Genomic DNA, 16,150 nt, shown 5'->3' with positions numbered 1-16,150 from the left:
CGTCAGTCCTCGCGCATGGCGGCGAGCAGGAACATCCGCGCCTTCTGCCAGTCCCGGCGGACGCTGCGCTCGGACCGGTCCAGCAGCTCGGCGATCTCCTGTTCGGACAGCCCGGCGAAGTAGCGCAGCTCGACGACCTTGGCCAGTTTCGCGTCGACCGAGGCCAGCCGTTCCAGCGCGGTGTCCAGCGCCAGCAGGTTCTCGTCGAGGCGCAGGCTGCTTTCGGCCTCCTCGGGGATCTCGGCCACGCGCTTGAGGTCGCCGCCGCGCTTGCGCGCCATGCGGTTGCGGGCGTAGTCGACCACCACGCTGCGCATGGCCGAGGCGGCGTAGGCGAAGAAGTGGGCGCGGTCCTCGAAGCGGGCGCCATTGGAAGCGCCGACCAGCTTCAGGTACGACTCGTGGACCAGCGACGTCGGGTCCAGGGTGTTGTTCTGCTGGCCCGATAGCTGTCGGCGCGCCAGCGTGTGCAGTTCCTGGTAGAGCGTGCCGAGCACGCGGTCCAGCGCTTGGCGGTCTCCGCCGCGCGCGGCATCCAGCCACACGGTGATTTCGGGGGAACTCTCGTCAGGACCGGCCATCGTCGTCTCCACGACATCGGCGAGGCGCCGAATATAGCGGCTTTTGGCGTGGCGGGCGGACCGGCGGGTTGGCATGAAGCATGCCCGGAAGGCGCCGCGGGAACCCTGCGGGGGCCACGCCCGGCACCGCGCGCGCCGCTGGCGAAGCCGCCCCCCACCGGCCACCGCCCCCCTCAGCGCTGGCAGCGCGGGCACCAGACGCTGGCGCGCTGGCCGATGCTGGCTTCGCGCAACGGCGTGCCGCAGGCGTGGCAGGGTTCGCCGCCGCGGCCATAGACCGAAAGCTCCTGCTCGAAATACCCCGGCGCGCCGTCGGGGCTGAGGAAGTCGCGCAGGGTGGTGCCGCCGCGGGTGATCGCATAGGCGAGGATCCCGCGCACCGCGCCGGCCAGGGCCGCGTAGCGTTCGCGCGAGACCTTGCCGGCCGCGCGCGCGGGCGAGATGCCGGCGCGGAACAGGCTCTCGGCGGCGTAGATGTTGCCGACGCCGACCACGATCCGCTGGTCCATCAGGAAGGCCTTCACCGGCGCACTGCGGCCGCGGCTGCGGGCGAACAGCCAGTCGCCGTCGAAGCCGTCGGACAGCGGCTCCGGGCCGAGCCCGCGCAGCAGTTCGTGCTCGGTCCCGGCCGGTTGCCAGAGCAGGCTGCCGAAGCGGCGCGGATCGGTGAAGCGCAGCACCCGGCCGGAATCCAGCGCCAGGTCGACATGGTCGTGGGCACCGACGGGCGTGTCGCCGGGCAGGACCCGCAGCATCCCCGACATGCCCAGGTGCAGCAGCGCGCTGTCCCCGGCATCGGTGTCCATCAGCAGGTACTTGGCCCGCCGCCGGACCGCGGCGATGCGGCGGCCGGGCAGGCGATCGCGGATCTCGTCCGGAATCGGCCAGCGCAGGTCCGGCCGGCGCAGCACCACGGCGGTGATCCGCCGCCCTTCCACGTGCGGGGCGAGGCCGCGCCGGGTGGTTTCGACCTCGGGCAGCTCGGGCACGGTCAGCTCCCCGCGGCGGCCAGGTAGTGGCGCTGGCCGTCGCCGGCGTCCTCCTGCCATACCCGCACCGGGCCGCCGAAGGCGCGGGCGAGCAGTTCGCCGTCGAGGGTGGCATGGCGCGGCCCGTCGGCGAGGACCCGGCCCTGCTGCAGCACCACCACCCGGTCGATCTCCGGGACGATCTCCTCGATGTGGTGGGTGACCAGGACCAGGGTCACGCCCTGCCGGGCGAGCGAGCGCAGCATCGCCAGCAGGTGGCCGCGCGCGACCAGATCCAGTCCGGTGCCCGGTTCGTCGAGCAGCAGCGCCTGCGGGCGGTTGACCAGCGCCCGGGCGATCAGCACGCGGCGGGCCTCGCCGGTGGACAGCTCGGCGTACAGCCGGCCGCGCAGCGGCAGCGCATGGGCGCGATCGAGCGCCTCGACCGCGCGGCTGCGCATGTCGTCGGTGATTTCGCGGAACGGCGGCACGACGAAGGAGGCGAACAGCCCGCTGAGCACCGCGTCCTCGGCGGTGAGCTGGGGCATGTCGGCCAGGTTGGCGCCGAAATCGCCGGTCACGATGCCCAGCTGCGAGCGCAGCCGGTCCACCTGCCAGCGCGCCTGGCCGAGGACCTGTACCGGCGGGGTATCCCCGGCCCGGGCCAGCGGGTAGAGCTCGCGGGTGATCAGCTTGATCAGGGTGGACTTTCCGCAGCCGTTGGCACCCAGCACCGCAGTGTGCTGGCCCTGGTCGATCCGCAGCGAAAGCTCGTGGAGGACCCGGATCTGGCCGCGGATGACGCTGGCGCGGTCCAGTTCGATCAGCGGCGGGCGGGCGGCGTCCGCGGCGGAGAGGGGGGCGGGGGACGGCATCTGTGACGGGCGTTCTTCGCGGGAGGCCGCAGATGAACAACATACGCGGCGGACAGGTGAAGTTTGCCGGATCAGGCGCCATCATGTCGCCACGCGGGCGCGTGTCCCGCGCGTCTTCACGCTACCGGGGCCTGCCTGCGATGTCCGATGTACTGATCGATTTCCTCGTCTCCGGCCTCGCCGGCCTGGGCTGGCTCGGCATGCTGGTCGTGCTGCTGGTCTTCACCCAGCTGACGATCTTCTCGGTGACCCTGTACCTGCACCGCAGCCAGGCCCATCGCGGCGTCGATTTCCACCCGGCCCTGAACCATTTCTTCCGCTTCTGGACCTGGCTGACGACCTCGATGATCACCCGCGAGTGGGTGGCCATCCATCGCAAGCACCACGCCAAGGTCGAGACCGAGGAAGACCCGCACAGCCCGCAGACCCGCGGCATCGGCAAGGTGTTCTGGGAGGGCGTGGAGCTGTACCGCGAGGCGCGGGCCGACCGCCCGTCGATCGAGCAGTACGGCAAGGGCGCGCCGGAGGACTGGATCGAGCGCCGCCTCTACACCCCCCACGCCAACCTCGGCCCGACCGCGCTGCTGTTCCTGAACTTCGCCCTGTTCGGGGCGATGGGCGTGGCCCTGTGGGCGATCCAGATGGCCTGGATCCCGTTCTGGGCCGCCGGCGTGGTCAACGGCCTGGGCCACTGGTGGGGCTACCGCAACTTCGAATCGGCCGACACCTCGACCAACCTCACCCCGTGGGGGGTGTGGATCGGCGGCGAGGAGCTGCACAACAACCACCATGCCTTCCCGAGCTCGGCGCGCTTCTCGATGCGGCGCTGGGAGTTCGACATCGGCTGGGCCGCGATCAAGGGCCTGGAGAAGGTCGGCCTGGCCAAGGTGCTGCGCGTGGCGCCGAGCCTGGACATCCGCCCGAACATCGCCGCACCGGACACCGAAACCCTGCGCGCGCTGCTGTCTCACCGCTTCCAGGCGATGACCGACTACCAGCGCAACGTGCTCAAGCCGGCCCTGCGCGAGGAAGCGGCTGCCGCCGGCGCCAAGCTGCGCGAACTGCTGCCGCGGCGCATGCGCAGGGGGCTGGTCGACGACGGGCGCTGGCTCAAGCCGGACGCGCGCGAGCAGTTGCGCTCGTGGGTTTCCCAGCGGCCGCGGATCCAGGCCCTGGTCGAACACCGGGCGCGCCTGTCGGCCCTGCTCGAGGCGCGCAGCAACGACGCCGCCGAGCGCCTGCGCCAGTTGCAGGCCTGGTGCCAGGAAGCCGAGGCCAGCGGCATCCGCGCGCTGCAGGAGTATTCGATGCGGCTCAAGGGCTACGCGCTGGCGCACTGATGCCACGCCTCGCTCCCGCGCGGCGCCGACCCAGGCCCGGGCGTCATCGCCCGGGCCTGCTGCTTTGCGCCGGCCTGCTGATCGCGGGCCATGCCCTGGCCCAGGTCGAGCGCACCGGCGACTATCTGGCGCGCATGGACAGCGACGGCGACGGCCGCGTCTCGCAGGCCGAGTACGTGGCCTGGATGGGTTACGCGTTCGAGCGGATGGACGTGGACGGCGACGGCGTGCTGGCGCCCTCGGAACAGCCCGGCAGCAAGGGCAGGCCGCTCAGCCTGGAGACCCACCGCCAGCGCCTGGCCGACCGTTTCGTCCGCCAGGACGCCAACAAGGACGGTTACCTCGACGCGCGCGAACTGGCGGCGCCGCCGCAGTAGCGTCCGCGTGCCGGGCAGGTACGAGGTTCGTCGCAGGCCCACCCCGGCGTTGATGCCGTCGATGCGACGGAGAAAGCCGCGACGCGGCCTGGCCGCGCCGCGTAGCCCGGTCAGTCGGCCCGCGTGCGTGGCGGATCCACCAGCGGCTGCCCGTTCTGCAGCAGCCACAGCATGATCGTCTTCTGCCGCACGTAGTTGGCGCTGACGAACGATTCGACCAGGCCCGGCCAGCCATCGAGGAACCCCGCCTTGAGCACGAAGCCGCGGAAGAAGCGCCAGGCCGGCGCCAGTACCAGCTTGCCCAGCGTCGCGCGCTTGCCGCGGGCGAAATCGTGCTCGGCCATCATCCGCGCGTAGCGCTGCTTCTTGTCGAGCAGCTGCATGAACGACCGGAAGGGATGGTGCAGCAGGTCGCCGGCCAGCAGCGCGACCGGCCCGTCGACCGAGACCGCCTCGTGGATCTCGCGGTCGCCGCGCCAGCCGCCGCGGCGGCGGTCGAACAGGCGCAGGACCCGGTCCGGGTAGGCGGTGCCATGGCGCAGGAAGCGGCCGTAGTACTCCGACATGCGCGCGAAGCGGTAGCCGGCCGCCCGGGCGAAGCCGGCGGCGCGCTCGGCCTCGATCGCCGCCCGCAGGCGGGCGTCGACGCGCTCGTCGGCGTCCAGGCTCAGCACCCACTCGTGGGCGCACTGGTCGACCGCGAACTGCTTCTGGCTGCGGAAACCGTCGAACGGTCGCACCAGTACCCGCGCACCCGCGCGCTGCGCGACCTCGCGCGTGCCGTCGGTCGAGCCGGAGTCGACCACCACGACCTCGTCGCAGAACGCCAGCGAAGCCAGGCAGTCGCCGATGCGGTCGGCCTCGTTGAAGGCGATGACGCACGCCGACAGCGGCGCCCGGGCCGGCGTGGCGGCGGGCCCGTCGGCGGGCGGAGCGGCGGCATGGCGGTGGGCGGGCATTCGGCGGGAGAGGGCACGAAGGTGGCGGAAGCCTAGCAGGCCGTCCGTCGGTGCGCGTGCCGGTGCGATAATCGCGCCAGTCCCCGCGCACCCCGGGAGTGCCACGTGCCCAAACACTACCTGCTGTACGGTTCCGAGCGATACGCGCTGGCGATCCTGCGCCCGATCCAGGCGGCGATCCGCGCGCGCGGCGGCGAGACCGCATGGTTCTTCGACGGACCGGGCGCCGAGGACCTGGCCGCCGACGAGAAGCTGCTGACCGTCGCGGAGGTGCGGGCCTGGGATCCGTACGCGGTGATCACCTCGTCCAATGCGGTGCCGCACTTCTTCCCGGGGGTGAAGGTCGAGACCTTCCACGGGTTCGACGCGGGCAAGCCGCGCCATATCTACATCCGCGGCTTCTTCGACCTCTACTGCACGACCGGGCCGCGCGACACCGCCGCCTTCACCGCCCTGTCGCAGGAGCTCGGCCACTTCGCGGTGAGCGAGACCGGCTTCCCCAAGATCGATCCGTTCATGGCGCAGCTGGGCGACGCCCCCGAGCCGGTGCGCCAGCCGCCGGTGGTCCTGTACCACTCCACGTTCTCGCCGTCGTGGAGCGCGGCGCCGGTGCTGTATGACGAGATCGCGCGCCTGTCGCGCAGCGGCGAATGGCGCTGGATCGTCACGTTCCATCCGAAGATGGACCCGGAGATGGTGGCGAAGTACAAGGCGCTGCAGAACGACCACCTGGTCTTCGCCGAGAACGACAACATCCTCGACCTGTTCCCGCAGGTGGACATGATGTGCTCGGACACTTCCTCCGCGCTCAACGAGTTCCTGCTGACCTACAAGCCGGTGGTGACCTTCAAGAACCGCCGTCCCGGCCCGCAGCTGATCGACATCGACGACCCCGCGCAGTTCGAGCCGGCGATCCGGCGCGCGCTGTCGCGGCCGCCCGAGCTGATGGCGGCGGTGCGCGAATTCGCCGACCAGCTGCACCCGTACCGCGACGGGCATTCGAGCGAGCGCGTGCTCGATGCGATCGACGCGTTCGTCGCCGCCGGTGGCCGCAACCGCAAGCCCAAGCCGCTCAACCTATGGCGCAAGCTGAAGCTGCGCAAGCGCATCGGCTACTGGGGACCGGCCAAGGTCTGATCCATCCGGGGCCGCCGGCCGGCGCCGGCGACCACCTCACCAGCGCAGTCGCCGCGACGCCAGGGTGCGTCCGAGCTGCGCGTACAGGGCGCGCGCTTCCGCCTCGGGCAGGAAGCGGATCCGCAGCGGCGGCGACATGCCGCCGGCCCCGGCGGTGTCCATCCACAGCGAAGCGGTGCCGAGCCAGCGGTCGACCGGCGAACGCCGCAGGCGCAGCGCCTGCAGCTTGTCCACTTCGGCGAACCGCCACCAGCGCGACCACCAGCCGCCACGCACCGCGACCAGGCGCGCATCCACCGCGTACCCCAGCCGCCCGGCCTGGCGCCAGGAGGCGTAGGCCGACCACGGCAGCCACGCCAGCACGAGCAGGCCCCAGGGTCCCACGTTCCAGGCCAGCACCGCGGCCGCCAGCAGGGTCCAGGGCGCGTCGCCGAGGAACAGCCGCCAGCCCGCCTGCCGTGGCAGCGGCCGCCATTGCGCGGGCGGCCAGGCGACGCCCGGCAACAGGTGCATGGCCAGCGCATCGCAGGCCTCGGGCGTGGCGATCGGCGCCAGCTCGCGCAGTTTGCGCGGGTCGTCCTCGCGGCCGCCGGTGGCGGTGTCGATGCGCAGGCTGCGCCGGCCGAACCAGCGGTGCAGCAGGGTCTCCTGCAGGAGCCAGGCCTGGATGCGCCGCGGCGCGACGCTGGTGCGCATCCGCGCGAACAGGCCGCGCTCGACCGTCAGGCGGCGCTGGGTCTCGCTCAGGCGGAAGCCGTGGTACTGGCTCAGGGCCAGCGCCACCGACAGCAGCCGCAGCAGGAACACGAACAGCCCGATCGCGGCGAAGGTGGCCCCGGCGATCCCGGTCCAGCCCAGGTGCAGGTCGCCCGCGTAGCCGGCGGCCTGCTCGAACGAATCGCTGGCGTAGCGCGCGATCAGCCGCTCGTCGGGGAACAGCTGCCAAAGCAGGCCGAAGCCGGCGGCGAACACGATCATCCCGCGGTTGGAAACCAGGCCGAGCCGCACCACCTCGGCGGTGGGGAGCGCCAGCAGCGTCCGGCCACCGGAAGCGACCTCCGCCGGCGCACCATCGGCCGGGCCGCCCGCAGCGGCGGTGTCCGCGCCCTGGTGCCGCACGATCCGTTCCAGGGCGAGCGCGTCGTCGATGCCCAGCACCCGCATGTGGGCTTCCGGCTTCTGGCCGCCCGCGGATTCCAGGCGCACCTCGGCGACCTTGAACACCCGGTGCAGCAGCGACTGGTGCAGTCCGACGTTGTGGATCCGCGCGAACGGGATCTCGCGCTGCGACCGCTGCAGCAGCCCGCTGCGGATGGTGATGCCGTCGCTGCCGATCCGGTAGCGGTAGGTGAAGTACTGCAGGATCGACACCACCACCAGTGCGCCCACGCCGACCAGCGGCGCCCACTCGGCGAAATCGCCGCCGGGGCCGCTGCGGCGGCCGGCGACCAGCAGCACCACCAGCGGGACGATGAACTGCCGCAGCTGTTGCAGCAGCACGAACACCCAGGACCAGCGGTGCAGTCGCTGCTCGTTCGCGGCCGGGCCGGCGGGCGTGCTCACAGGGCGTCGTCGACTTCGACCTGGCGGGCCAGGTGCGCGCGCAGCACCTCGGCATCCTCCAGTGCCAGCAGCGGCAGCTTGACCGCGGCCATGCGCGTGCCGGCGGTGTGCACCACCAGCGTGGCCAGCCCCAGCTTGCGCTCCAGCGGCCCGCGTTCGAGGTCCAGGTGCTGGACGCGCGAGACCGGCACCAGCGTCTCGGTGCGCCACAGCCCGCCACGCCGGGTGGCGAATCCTTCGGCGTCCAGCTTCCAGCCGATCCGCCGGTGACGCAGCAGGCCGATGCCGGCGCCGAGCGCCAGCCCTCCCGCGGCGGCGATGGCAATCGCCAGCACGCGCGGCAGGTCCAGGAACGCGGACGACAGCATCCCCAGGCCGAAACCGACGGGGATCGCCAGCCCGATGCCGGCACCCAGCGCGTGCAGCAGCGCCCCGCGCCGTGGCAGCGGCTGCCAGTCGGCGGTGGCGAGTGCCTCCGGGATGCCCGCGTCCAGCGGGGGTGGCGTGGCGGACGTCGTTTCGGTCACGGCTGTCGTCGCGAGGGAAGGATGCCGGATCGTAAGCGGTCAGGCGGCCGGATGCGCGGCCGCGCGGCTGCGGGCGGCCGACGGTCGACCGTCCGGCGCCTTCGGGCTCACGCCGGGCGCTTGGCCCATTCCCGCTGCTCGTAGGGATTGATCTCGCCGCTGCCGGGCGGGCGCAGCGTGTAGCGCTTGTAGGTCCACTGGTACTGCGATGGATCACGCCGCGCGATGCGCTCGACCTCGGCGTTGAGGCAGGCCACCGCCCGGGCCGGATCGGGGTCGGCGATCGCGGGTGGCGCGGGCTCCACGTGCAGGGCGAAGCCGGGACCGTCGCCGATGCGCTCGCACCACGCCAGCAGCACCGGCGCCCCGGTGCGCTCGGCCAGCCGCGAAAGCAGGGTCATGGTGAGGGCCTGCACCCCGAAGAACGGCGCGAACTCGCCGTCGCCCGCCTTGGGCTGCTGGTCGGGCAGGATGCCCACCGCGCCGCCCTCCTTCAGCATCTTCCAGAGCTGGCGCACGGCCGGGCCTTCGGCGCGCACCTGGCGCACGTTGTCCACGCCGCGCACCCGCTGCAGGAATTCGTCGCCCACTGCCGCTTCCGGCGGCCGGTACACGATCGCGATCGGTCCACGCGAAGCCAGCCACTGGTTGAGCAGCTCCCAGTTGCCGAAATGCGGGGCCGCGACGATCACGCCGTGGCCGGCGGCCAGCGCCGCGTCATAGAGGGCTTCCCCGTGGCGTTCGCGCAGCAGGGAGAGGTTGGCCGTCGGCGGTCGGGTCCACAGTTTCAGGGTTTCCAGCGCCTGGCGCGCGGTGGTGCGCAGGATCCGGCGGTGCAGCGCGTCGCGCCCGGGCCCGTCCATCCCGGGGAAGGCGAGCTCCAGGTTGCGTCGGGCGACCCGGCTTTCGCGGGCGCCGCCGACGCGCCACAGCGCGGCGATCCCGTCGCCTAGGCGGTAGAGCACCGGCCACGGCAGGATGCCCAGCAGGCGGCTGGCGGCATGGAGGAGGCGGGCCTGGCGTTTGGCGGACATCGTTCCAAGTCTATCCGGGCCGGCTCCCGCTCCTGCACGGGTGGGATGACAACGCCGTCCGGTCCGCCGATGCTGGCGGCCCCTCGTCCTGGCGGTGCCTCCATGCTTGCCCTGATCCAGCGTGTCACCCGGGCCTCGGTCGAGGTGGACGGTTCGACCATGGGCAGGATCGATGCCGGCCTGCTTGCCCTGGTCGGCGTGCAGCCTGGCGACGATTCGGCCACGATCGCGCGCATGGCCCGCAAGCTGCTCGGTTACCGTGTTTTCCCGGACGATGCCGGCAAGATGAATCGTTCGGTGGCGGATACCGGGGGCGGCCTGCTGCTGGTGAGCCAGTTCACCCTGGCCGCCGATACCGCGGCCGGGATGCGCCCGAGCTTCAGTACCGCCGCCCCGCCCGCAGAGGCTGAACGGGCCTTCAACCTGCTGGTCGAGGCGTGCAGGGCGGCGCATGCCGGCGGGGTGGAAACCGGGCGCTTCGGTGCCCATATGGTGGTCAGCCTGGTCAATGACGGCCCGGTCACTTTCCTGTTGCGGGCCTGATCCGCGCTGAACGCCGGCAGGCTGCAAGTCATTGACGCACAAGGGTCCAGCGGCCTTCCGGCCGGTGCCCTGTTATAATGCTAGGTTCACTTCACCAACCTGACCCCGGTGGCGCCGCACATGGCCAACGAACGTCCAGCCCAGCAATCCGAAATCAAGCAGCTCATCAGCAAGGGCCTGGAGCAGGGCTACCTGACCTACGCCGAGGTCAACGACCACCTGCCCGACGACATCGTCGACGCCGAGCAGATCGAAGACATCATCGGCATGATCAACGGCATGGGCATCGATGTCCATGAAGTCGCCCCCGATGCCGAGACCCTGCTGCTCAACGACGGCAATACCGGCAACCGCGAGATCGACGACACAGCCGCCGAAGAAGCCGCCGCCGCGCTGACCGCCCTGGATTCGGAAGGCGGCCGCACCACCGACCCGGTGCGCATGTACATGCGCGAGATGGGCACGGTCGAGCTGCTGACCCGCGAGGGCGAGATCGCCATCGCCAAGCGCATCGAGGAAGGCCTGGGCCAGGTCCAGGCCGCGCTGGGCAGCTTCCCGTGGTCGATCGAGCTGCTGCTCGAGGAATACGAACTGCACAAGGCCGGCAAGAAGCGCCTGGCCGAAGTGGTGGTCGGCTTCAACGACCTGGTCGAGGAGACGCCGGAACCGGCGGCCATCGCGGCCGAGGTCGATGGCGATGCCGAGGCCGACGAGGACGAAGACGAGGACGTGGGCGAGGACGAGGAGGCCGAGGCCGGCCCGACCGGTCCGGACCCGGCCGAAGTCGCGCGCCGCATGGAAGTGCTGGCCGCCGAGTACGCCAAGTTCAAGAAGGCCAACGCCAAGGCCGGTCCGCAGGCCAAGAACGTGATCAAGATGCGCGGCGAGATGGCCGAGCAGTTCGTCACCTTCAAGCTGCCGCTGGCCCTGACCGACACCCTCGTCCGCAAGCTGCGCGAGGTGATGGGCGAGATCAAGGACCACGAGCGCCGCGTGCTGCACCTGGCGACGGTCGTCGCGCACATGCCGCGCAAGGATTTCATCCGCGCGTGGGAAGGCAACCAGGTCAACCTGGAATGGGTGGACGAGGTCCTCAAGCGCAAGCAGAAGTGGTCCTCGGCGCTGCGCGACGTCAAGGACCAGATCGTGTCCGAGCAGCAGGCGACCATCGCGATCGAGCAGGCCATGTGCCTGGACCTGGCCGACATCCGCGAGATCGGCCGGCAGATGGCCTATGGCGAAGCCAAGGCGCGCAAGGCCAAGAAGGAGATGGTCGAGGCCAACCTGCGCCTGGTGATCTCCATCGCCAAGAAGTACACCAACCGCGGCCTGCAGTTCCTGGACCTGATCCAGGAGGGCAACATCGGCCTGATGAAGGCGGTCGACAAGTTCGAGTACCGCCGCGGCTACAAGTTCTCGACCTACGCCACCTGGTGGATCCGCCAGGCGATCACCCGCTCGATCGCCGACCAGGCGCGCACCATCCGCATCCCGGTGCACATGATCGAGACGATCAACAAGCTCAACCGCATTTCCCGCCAGATGCTCCAGCAGTACGGCCGCGAGGCCACGCCGGAGGAGCTGGCCAAGGAAATGGACATGCCCGAGGACAAGATCCGCAAGGTCATGAAGATCGCCAAGGAGCCGATCTCCATGGAAACGCCGATCGGCGACGACGAGGACTCGCACCTGGGCGACTTCATCGAGGACACCAACGTGGAGTCCCCGATCGAGAACACCACCAACATCAACCTGTCGGAAACCGTCCGCGACGTGCTGGCCGGCCTGACCCCGCGCGAGGCCAAGGTCCTGCGCATGCGTTTCGGCATCGACATGAACACCGACCACACCCTCGAGGAAGTCGGCAAGCAGTTCGACGTCACCCGCGAGCGCATTCGCCAGATCGAGGCGAAGGCGCTGCGCAAGCTGCGCCACCCGTCGCGTTCGGAACAGCTGCGCAGCTTCCTCGACATCGACTGACCCGCGCGCGGTTCCACCCGCGTCACCGCGAGGGCCCCGCATGCGGGGCCCTTGCCTTTTCCGGCGGACGCCTGTGGCGGCGCGCTCCGCCGCTCCACTACACTGCCCGACCAGGCGGGCCTATAGCTCAACGGTTAGAGCAGGGGACTCATAATCCCTTGGTTCCAGGTTCGAATCCTGGTGGGCCCACCACGCGTCAGGTTCCCGCCGACGCGGCCCGACCGGCCGTTTGCACGCATCCGCTGCGCGGCGTCCGCGGTCACCGCGCGCGGCGCGAGAATCGCCGCCGTCCTGCCTTCCGCCGGCCTCGCAACGACGTTGCATCGCCACATGAAGCGAGTAAGGTGGCCCGGCAGGCAGTCCGCCTTCTGCTTTCGCGTGCACGGCGCGTGCGTGCACCTGCGGCAAGGTGGGCGATGCCGGCTTCCACCACCAGGAGTCGAATCATGAACCGCCAGTTGCGCAAGGCAGTACTGATGTCGCTCGTCATCCCGGCCGCACTCCTCGCAGGCTGTTCCAGTTCCCCGCGGGACAGCAGCACGTTCGCGCCCGGTGGCGCAGGGCAGGTGCAGAGCGTGGAGTGGGGCACGATCGAGGCATTGCGTCCGGTGACGATCGAGGCCAGCCGCACGCTGGCCCGCAGCACCGCCGGCGTCGAGTTCACCGTGAGGCTGGAATCGGGGAGGCCGATCGTGGTCGTGCAGCCGGGATCGGCCAGCGATTACCGCGTCGGCGACCGGGTGCGCGTCACCAACGACGGCACCACCACGCGCGTCGCCCGCTGAGCACCCGGGACCGCAATGCCGTGGTGACGGAGCGGCGATCCCGGTGGGTCGCCGTCGTCCGCCTCCCGGTTCGCGCGCATCTGCCTCAGAACCACCAGCGCACGCCGGCGACCCACCGCGTCTCCCGGATGGCTTCGCCTTCGGCGCGGCGATGGTCCGCGGTGCGTTCGAAGCTGCGCTCGTGCACCAGGCCCACATACGGCGCGAAACGGCGGCTGACTTCGTAGCGCAAACGCAGTCCTGCTTCGGCCGTCGACAGGCCGGAGCCGACGCCGCGCGCCGGATCGTCCTGGCCACGCAGTTCGACCTCGAGCAGCGGTTGCAGGATGAGGCGGTTGGTCAGCAGCAGCTCGTACTCGGCTTCGGCGACGAAGGCGGTATCGCCGTGGCTGCCGAGATAGGCGGTGGCGGAAACCTCGAACTTGTACGGCGCCAGGCCCTGCATGCCGATGGCCGCCCAATCCCGCGACGGACCCGGCGCGAAATCGTGGCGCACGCCCGCCAGCAGCTCCCACCAGGCACTGATGCCACGGCCGTACAGCACCTCCAGGTCTGCGGCGGCGGTGCGCCCGTGCTCGCGTTCGCCTTCGCTGCGAAGCCAGAGGCGCTGCGTGTCACCGCCGACCCAGGCGCTGCCCTCCCAGGCCTGGCCGGTGCCCGGTTCCGCGTCCCAGGCCTCGAAGCGGTTGAAGCGCACGAGGCTGTTGATCGCGTTCCCGTGGGCATGGTGGTCGCCGTGCAGCGTCGGGAAGGCGGCCGCGCGGTCGGCGGCCGACGGTACCGGGACCGGTTCGGCGGGGGGCGTGCCGGTATCGGCGACGCCCATGGGTGCGCCTGCGGGGTGCGCCCCGGGCATCGCGGACGGATGGCCCTGCTGCGTGGACTCCCGGCTTGCACCATGGAAGGTACCGCCGGCGTGGTCATGCGCACCGTGCGGCACGGACGACTGCGATGGCGCGTCGTCCGGGATGCCGGTGCCGTGCGCGACGTGCGGCGCCCGTGTCACCGCTGCGTCGAACACCGCCTGGCCGCTGCCGCTGGCGGCCGCGTGGTCGTGGCCGTCGCTGGTGCGATGAACGTGCGTCTGCGCGCCTGCGCCGCCGGCGAGCAGGAGAAGGTGGATGGCAAGGACGGATCGGGACGTCATGCGCGTTCCTCCACGCGCACCTCGCGCATCATCCCCGCTTCCATGTGGTACAGCAGGTGGCAGTGGTACGCCCAGCGGCCGAGCGCATCTGCCCGCACGCGATAGCTGCGGCGCGTGCCCGGCGGCATGTCGATGGTGTGCTTGCGGACCTGGAAGGCGCCACCGGCGTCCTCCAGGTCGCTCCACAGGCCGTGCAGGTGGATCGGGTGCTGCATCATCGTGTCGTTGACCAGCACGATGCGCAGCCGCTCGCCGTAGTTGAGCCGCAGCGGCTCGGCGCTGGAGAACGGGATGCCGTCGAACGACCAGGCGAACTTCTCCATGTGCCCGGTCAGGTGCAGCTGCACTTCGCGCCCGGGCTCGCGCCCGTCGGGATCGTCGAACAGGCTGCGCAGGTCGGCGTAGGCGAGCACCCGGCGTCCGTTGTCGCGCAGGCCGATGCCGGGGTCGTCCAGGCGCGGCCCGGTCGGCGAGGACTGCATGTCCACCAGCGGGTTGCCGCGCTCGCTGTCGGGGTGGACGACCGCCGCCGTGGCGGATCCTTGGTGCCCGCCATGCATCGCCGCGCCACAGCCGCCCTCCATCGCCGGTTTCATCGAGGCGCCGCAGCCGCCTTCGGCGCCGTGCCTCATCGTGCCGCCGCAGCTACCTTCGGCGCCATGCTTCATCGCACTGCCGCAGCCACCCTCGCTCGCCGTCGCGCGGTCGCCATGCGCGCCATGGCCCATGTCTTCCATGGTCAGCAGCGGACGGGGATCGTTCGTCGGGACCGGTGCCGACAGGCCATGGCGCACGGCCAGCGTGCCGCGGGCGAATCCGGTGCGGCCCATGTCCTGCGCGAAGATCGTGTAGGCGTCCTGGCCTGAGGGCTCCACGATCACGTCGTAGGTCTCCGCCGCGCCGATGCGCAGTTCGTCCACGGTGACCGGATGCACGTACTGCCCGTCGGCCGCGACCACCGTCATCTTCAGTCCCGGGATGCGGACGTCGAAGTAGGTCATGGCGCCGGCGTTGACCAGCCGCAGCAGCACCTTCTCGCCGGGCCGGAACAGGCCGGTCCAGTTGCCGGCCGGGGGCAGGCCGTTGAGCAGGTAGGTGTAGGTGTGGCCATTGACGTCGGACAGGTCGCTGGGGGTCATCCGCATCCGCCCCCACATGCCGCGGTCGGCGAGCGTCGCGCGCAGGCCGTCCTCGCCGACGTCGCGGACGAAGTCGCCCACCGTGCGCTTGTAGTGGTTGTCGTAGGACGGCGCCTTCTTCAGCCGGCGGAACAGCGACGCCGGGGCCAGGTCGGTCCAGTCGGACAGCAGCAGCACGTGCTCGCGGTCATGGCGGTACGGGGGCGGCTGCAGCGGGTCGACGATGATCGCGCCGTACAGCCCGGCCTGCTCCTGGAACATCGAGTGGCTGTGGTACCAGTAGGTCCCCGACTGCCGCAGCGTGAAGCGGTACAGCCAGCTTTCACCCGGCGCGATGCCGTCGAAGCTCATGCCGGGCACGCCGTCCATGTTGGCCGGCAGCAGAATGCCGTGCCAGTGGATCGAGGTCGGCGCGTCGGCGAGCCGGTTGGCCACGCGCAGGGCGACGGTGTCGCCTTCGCGCCAGCGCAGGATCGGGGCCGGCAGGCGGCCGTTGACGGTGATCGCCTGGCGCGCGCGCCCGGTGATGTTCACCTCGCTGGCGCCGATGGCCAGGTCGAAGTCGGTGCCGGCGAGGACCTGCGGCGCGGCGGCGCTGGCGGCGTGCGCCGGCAACCGGAGCAGGCCGGCACCGCCGGCCAGCCCGGCGAAGGCGAGGCCTTGGACGAAACGGCGGCGCGGCAGCGAAGGCGCGCCGGCCGGGGAAGGAAAGCGGATACGGCCGGTCATGTCGGTTCCAGCGTACGACCCGGCGCCGGGGCGCGCGGGAATGGGCGGGCGCACGCGCTCGACGCGCGCGTCTGGGGATCGTCGATGGGTCAGACGATCGGCGGCCGCCTGGGTGGACCTTCGGCGACCCGGTCCCGCCCGTGCAGGCCGGCCGCTTGCGGCTGCGGATCACGCGTGGCGGCAGGCGGTGCCGGGCACGCGGGCGCCAGGGCCGCCGGCGCGCCGGGACACGGGCATGCGCTGCCGCAGGCGTCCGGCGACGCGTCGTCGCAGCAGTCGGCCGCCGCGCCGGTCGACTCGCCATGTCCGGCATGCGTCGCAGGGGCCGGTTCGGCGCGCGGCGGTGCCACGGCCTCGTGGCAGCCTGCGGCGGAAAGGGACGCGACTTCGCCCGACGTCGGCTGCGGCATCTCCGGCATCGCCGCCGCCGTTCGCGCCTGCAGCAGCATGCCGGCCACGAGGACCA

Annotated in this window: 15 protein-coding genes and 1 tRNA gene; 7 read left to right on the top strand and 9 right to left on the bottom strand. The window is 71.4% G+C overall.

Annotation, left to right across the window (positions count from 1 at the left end):
- Positions 1 to 2: 2 nt before the first annotated feature.
- The 3 genes from ACA089_RS11555 to ACA089_RS11545 form a co-directional block, all read right to left on the bottom strand.
- Entirely contained in the window at positions 3 to 581 is a 579-nt protein-coding gene (locus tag ACA089_RS11555) for an ECF-type sigma factor (RefSeq protein WP_372016922.1), read from the bottom strand.
- A 173-nt stretch (positions 582 to 754) separates the two neighbouring features.
- Positions 755 to 1,570, bottom strand: coding sequence for a bifunctional DNA-formamidopyrimidine glycosylase/DNA-(apurinic or apyrimidinic site) lyase (gene mutM, locus ACA089_RS11550; RefSeq protein ID WP_372016920.1), 816 nt, complete (start codon positions 1,568 to 1,570; stop codon positions 755 to 757).
- A gap of 2 nt (positions 1,571 to 1,572) precedes the next feature.
- Positions 1,573 to 2,424: an ABC transporter ATP-binding protein gene (locus tag ACA089_RS11545; RefSeq protein WP_372016918.1), complete on the bottom strand. Its 852-nt coding sequence runs from the start codon at positions 2,422 to 2,424 to the stop codon at positions 1,573 to 1,575.
- A 140-nt stretch (positions 2,425 to 2,564) separates the two neighbouring features.
- On the opposite strand from ACA089_RS11545, the gene ACA089_RS11540 reads away from it, so the two are divergent.
- A complete protein-coding gene (locus ACA089_RS11540) occupies positions 2,565 to 3,764 on the top strand; it encodes a DesA family fatty acid desaturase (RefSeq protein WP_372016916.1) in 1,200 nt (399 codons plus the stop codon).
- Entirely contained in the window at positions 3,764 to 4,141 is a 378-nt protein-coding gene (locus ACA089_RS11535; RefSeq protein WP_372016915.1) for an EF-hand domain-containing protein, read from the top strand. The genes ACA089_RS11540 and ACA089_RS11535 overlap by 1 nt, the downstream gene beginning before the upstream one ends.
- A 110-nt stretch (positions 4,142 to 4,251) precedes the next feature.
- Here the strand turns inward: ACA089_RS11535 and ACA089_RS11530 are convergent, their stop codons facing one another.
- Positions 4,252 to 5,100 (bottom strand): glycosyltransferase family 2 protein, encoded by an 849-nt coding sequence (locus ACA089_RS11530; RefSeq protein ID WP_372016914.1) that lies wholly within the window; start codon positions 5,098 to 5,100, stop codon positions 4,252 to 4,254.
- 105 nt (positions 5,101 to 5,205) lie between these two features.
- Between ACA089_RS11530 and ACA089_RS11525 the strand changes: the two genes are divergently transcribed.
- A complete protein-coding gene (locus ACA089_RS11525; RefSeq protein ID WP_372016912.1) occupies positions 5,206 to 6,237 on the top strand; it encodes a CDP-glycerol glycerophosphotransferase family protein in 1,032 nt (343 codons plus the stop codon).
- 36 nt (positions 6,238 to 6,273) lie between these two features.
- Here ACA089_RS11525 and ACA089_RS11520 read toward each other — a convergent pair whose 3' ends face one another.
- The 3 genes from ACA089_RS11520 to ACA089_RS11510 form a co-directional block, all read right to left on the bottom strand.
- Positions 6,274 to 7,800 carry a PH domain-containing protein gene (locus ACA089_RS11520; RefSeq protein ID WP_372016910.1) on the bottom strand — a complete coding sequence of 509 codons (1,527 nt, stop codon included), beginning with the start codon at positions 7,798 to 7,800 and terminating at the stop codon, positions 6,274 to 6,276.
- Positions 7,797 to 8,327: a PH domain-containing protein gene (locus ACA089_RS11515; RefSeq protein ID WP_372016908.1), complete on the bottom strand. Its 531-nt coding sequence runs from the start codon at positions 8,325 to 8,327 to the stop codon at positions 7,797 to 7,799. Before ACA089_RS11515 ends, ACA089_RS11520 begins: the two co-directional genes overlap by 4 nt.
- A 107-nt stretch (positions 8,328 to 8,434) precedes the next feature.
- Positions 8,435 to 9,361, bottom strand: coding sequence for a lauroyl acyltransferase (locus ACA089_RS11510; RefSeq protein WP_372016906.1), 927 nt, complete (start codon positions 9,359 to 9,361; stop codon positions 8,435 to 8,437).
- A 102-nt stretch (positions 9,362 to 9,463) separates the two neighbouring features.
- Between ACA089_RS11510 and dtd the strand changes: the two genes are divergently transcribed.
- The 4 genes from dtd to ACA089_RS11490 all read left to right on the top strand — a co-directional run bounded on the left by dtd (position 9,464) and on the right by ACA089_RS11490 (position 12,669).
- Positions 9,464 to 9,904, top strand: coding sequence for a D-aminoacyl-tRNA deacylase (gene dtd / locus ACA089_RS11505; RefSeq protein ID WP_372016904.1), 441 nt, complete (start codon positions 9,464 to 9,466; stop codon positions 9,902 to 9,904).
- A 120-nt stretch (positions 9,905 to 10,024) separates the two neighbouring features.
- On the top strand, positions 10,025 to 11,884 hold the full coding sequence (gene rpoD / locus ACA089_RS11500; RefSeq protein WP_372016902.1) for an RNA polymerase sigma factor RpoD: 1,860 nt from the start codon (positions 10,025 to 10,027) through the stop codon (positions 11,882 to 11,884).
- A gap of 116 nt (positions 11,885 to 12,000) precedes the next feature.
- Positions 12,001 to 12,076 (top strand) — tRNA-Ile (locus ACA089_RS11495).
- A gap of 254 nt (positions 12,077 to 12,330) precedes the next feature.
- Entirely contained in the window at positions 12,331 to 12,669 is a 339-nt protein-coding gene (locus tag ACA089_RS11490) for an outer membrane lipoprotein (RefSeq protein WP_372016900.1), read from the top strand.
- 85 nt (positions 12,670 to 12,754) lie between these two features.
- On the opposite strand, the gene ACA089_RS11485 is transcribed toward ACA089_RS11490, so the two are convergent.
- Both ACA089_RS11485 and ACA089_RS11480 read right to left on the bottom strand, forming a co-directional pair.
- Positions 12,755 to 13,816 carry a copper resistance protein B gene (locus ACA089_RS11485; RefSeq protein WP_372016898.1) on the bottom strand — a complete coding sequence of 354 codons (1,062 nt, stop codon included), beginning with the start codon at positions 13,814 to 13,816 and terminating at the stop codon, positions 12,755 to 12,757.
- Positions 13,813 to 15,684 carry a copper resistance system multicopper oxidase gene (locus tag ACA089_RS11480; RefSeq protein ID WP_372016896.1) on the bottom strand — a complete coding sequence of 624 codons (1,872 nt, stop codon included), beginning with the start codon at positions 15,682 to 15,684 and terminating at the stop codon, positions 13,813 to 13,815. Before ACA089_RS11480 ends, ACA089_RS11485 begins: the two co-directional genes overlap by 4 nt.
- Positions 15,685 to 16,150: the final 466 nt, after the last annotated feature.

It is taken from the genome of Pseudoxanthomonas fibrivorans (genome assembly GCF_041464125.1).
Classification (GTDB): Bacteria; Pseudomonadota; Gammaproteobacteria; order Xanthomonadales; family Xanthomonadaceae; genus Pseudoxanthomonas.
The sequence above is the reverse complement of the archived record's forward strand: the minus strand, read 5'-3'. Positions and strand labels throughout refer to the sequence as shown.

Excerpts from the sequence above, each read along its gene's own strand:
- ACA089_RS11490 (WP_372016900.1), top strand. The coding sequence starts at position 12,331 with ATGAACCGCCAGTTGCGCAAGGCAGTACTGATGTCGCTCGTCATCCCG.
- ACA089_RS11555 (WP_372016922.1), bottom strand. The coding sequence starts at position 581 with ATGGCCGGTCCTGACGAGAGTTCCCCCGAAATCACCGTGTGGCTGGAT.
- ACA089_RS11530 (WP_372016914.1), bottom strand. The coding sequence starts at position 5,100 with ATGCCCGCCCACCGCCATGCCGCCGCTCCGCCCGCCGACGGGCCCGCC.
- rpoD (WP_372016902.1), top strand. The coding sequence starts at position 10,025 with ATGGCCAACGAACGTCCAGCCCAGCAATCCGAAATCAAGCAGCTCATC.
- ACA089_RS11480 (WP_372016896.1), bottom strand. The coding sequence starts at position 15,684 with ATGACCGGCCGTATCCGCTTTCCTTCCCCGGCCGGCGCGCCTTCGCTG.
- ACA089_RS11510 (WP_372016906.1), bottom strand. The coding sequence starts at position 9,361 with ATGTCCGCCAAACGCCAGGCCCGCCTCCTCCATGCCGCCAGCCGCCTG.
- ACA089_RS11535 (WP_372016915.1), top strand. The coding sequence starts at position 3,764 with ATGCCACGCCTCGCTCCCGCGCGGCGCCGACCCAGGCCCGGGCGTCAT.
- ACA089_RS11485 (WP_372016898.1), bottom strand. The coding sequence starts at position 13,816 with ATGACGTCCCGATCCGTCCTTGCCATCCACCTTCTCCTGCTCGCCGGC.
- ACA089_RS11545 (WP_372016918.1), bottom strand. The coding sequence starts at position 2,424 with ATGCCGTCCCCCGCCCCCCTCTCCGCCGCGGACGCCGCCCGCCCGCCG.
- dtd (WP_372016904.1), top strand. The coding sequence starts at position 9,464 with ATGCTTGCCCTGATCCAGCGTGTCACCCGGGCCTCGGTCGAGGTGGAC.
- ACA089_RS11540 (WP_372016916.1), top strand. The coding sequence starts at position 2,565 with ATGTCCGATGTACTGATCGATTTCCTCGTCTCCGGCCTCGCCGGCCTG.